Source organism: Caulobacter sp. P1_B12_2 (genome assembly GCF_056406675.1).
In genome coordinates, this window is sequence record NZ_JBFTZS010000599.1 from 1 (window position 1) to 2,219 (window position 2,219).

The 2,219-nt window shown below is 69.8% G+C and carries 3 protein-coding genes; all 3 read left to right on the forward strand.

Annotated elements, in window-relative coordinates:
- Nucleotides 1–399 (forward strand): TolC family protein (locus AC1DZ6_RS23845; protein ID WP_477099586.1); only part of this gene is annotated, 399 nt, incomplete at its 5' end.
- Between the two features lie 57 nt (nt 400–456).
- Nucleotides 457–1,584: an EmrA/EmrK family multidrug efflux transporter periplasmic adaptor subunit gene (locus AC1DZ6_RS23850; protein ID WP_477099587.1), complete on the forward strand. Its 1,128-nt coding sequence runs from the start codon at nt 457–459 to the stop codon at nt 1,582–1,584.
- 35 nt (nt 1,585–1,619) lie between these two features.
- Nucleotides 1,620–2,219, forward strand: a 600-nt coding sequence (locus tag AC1DZ6_RS23855) for an MFS transporter (protein WP_477099588.1), incomplete at its 3' end; no start/stop codon positions are given.

Below are 2,219 nucleotides of genomic sequence, written 5' to 3' on the forward strand. Positions count from 1 at the left end.
GACGTCGGCAGCGTCGGCCCCGCCGTCAACCTGCCGATCTTCGAGGGCGGACGCCTGAAGGCCAACCTCCGCGCCGCGGAGGCCGACCGCGACGGCGCCGTGGCCGCCTACGACTCCGCCGTCACCCAGGCTCTACGCGACGTCGCCGACGTGGCCGCCAGCGAACGGGCCCTGGACACGCGGCTGAGCGAAAGCCGCGCCGCCCTGGCCGCCAACGAGGATGGCTTCCGCATCGCCCGTCTGCGCTATCGGGGCGGCCTTTCGACCTATCAGAACGTACTGATCGCCGAGCTTGCGGTGCTGTCCCAGCGCCGGATCGTCGCCGATCTGGAAAGCCGCGCCCTGACCCTGGACGTCGCTCTGGTGCGCGCCCTGGGCGGCGGTTTCGCCCCGACCTGAGCCCAACTCGAACCCTTCTTCGCCACTTCCGCTTTTCGCGCCTTCAGGACCTCCCCCATGGCCGACACCGCCTCCACCGCCCAAACCACGGGCAAGCCCAACGGCAATCGTCGACAACTGCTGACCGGCCTCGCCGTCGTGGTCGTCATCGGCGTCGTGCTCTGGGTGCTCTACGCCGTCTTCATCGGCTCGCGCCACGTCGAGACCGACAACGCCTATGTCGGGGCCGAGGTCGCCCAGGTGACGCCGCTGATCAGCGGGCCGGTCGCCAAGGTTCTGGTCTCCGAGACCCAGACCGTCGTCGCCGGCCAGCCGCTGGTGGTGATCGACGACGCCGACGCCCGGATCGCCGTCCTTTCCGCCCAGGCCGCGCTCGGCCAGGCCCAGCGCAAGGTGCAGGGCTATTTCGCCAGCGACGACGCCCTGGCCGGTCAGGTCTTGGCCCGAGACGCCGACATCGCCCGCGCCAACGCGGCGGTCACCGGCGCTCAGGCCAGCTTCGAACAGGCGCGGGTCGAGCTCTCGCGCCGCAAGGCCCTGTCGGACTCCGGCGCGGTCTCCGGCGAGGAACTGACCATCGCCCAGAGCCGGTTCACGAACGCCCAGTCGGCCGTGGCCGAAGCCCGCGCCGCGCTCGCCCAAGCCAAGGCCACACGCGCCGCCGCGGCGGGCAACCGCGAGGTCAACACCGCGCTGATCTCGGGCCTGCCCGCCAACAAGAACCCGGAAATCGCCGCCGCCGAGGCCCGCCTCGCCAGCGCCCAGCTGTCCCTGGATCGCACCGTGCTGCGCGCCCCCCTGGCCGGCGTGGTGTCCAAGAAGAACGTTCAGGTGGGCCAACAGGTCACGATCGGCGCCCCGCTGATGGCCGTCGTCCCGACCACCGACGCCTTCGTCGACGCCAACTTCAAGGAAGTGCAGCTGGACAAGGTCCGCATCGGCCAGCCGGTGACCCTGACCTCCGACCTCTACGGCGGCGGCGTGAAATTCCACGGCCGGGTGAAGGGCCTGTCGGGCGGCACGGGCGCGGCCTTCTCGCTGATCCCGGCCCAGAACGCATCGGGCAACTGGATCAAGGTGGTCCAACGTCTTCCGGTCCGCATCCAGTTGGACCCGGCCGAACTGAAGGCCCACCCGCTGCGCGTCGGCCTGTCGATGAAGGCCGCCATCGACATCTCCAAGTAGCCCCGCGCCCCTAAGCCCCTCCAAGGAAGCGCCGCATGGCCGACCAGGACTCCTCCCCCGCCGCCGCAACGCCCGCCGCCGGCCCCGCACCGATGGCCGGCATGATGCTGGCGGTCACCTCGATCGCCCTGGCGCTGGGCACCTTCATGCAGGTGCTGGACAGCACCATCGCCAACGTCTCGATCCCGACCATCGCCGGCAATCTGGGCGTCAGCACCAGCCAAGGCACCTGGGTGATCACCTCGTTCGCCGTGGCCAACGGCGTGTCGGTGCCGCTGACCGGCTGGCTGATGGGCCGCTACGGCGTGGTGAAGACCTTCGTCGCCTCGGTTCTGTTGTTCACCCTGGCCTCGTTCCTGTGCGGCGTGTCCTGGAACCTGCCGTCGCTGATCGGCTTCCGCATCCTGCAAGGCCTGGTCTCGGGGCCGATGATCCCCGGCTCGCAAGCCCTGCTGATCATGATCTTCCCGGCTCACAAGCGCGGGACGGCTCTGGCCATCTGGTCGATGACCACCCTGGTGGCGCCGATCTGCGGCCCGATCCTGGGCGGCTACATCTCCGACAACTTCGCCTGGCCGTGGATCTTCCTGATCGGCAAGAGCCACAGCTATTTCCACCCGTTCGGCGCCTATGGC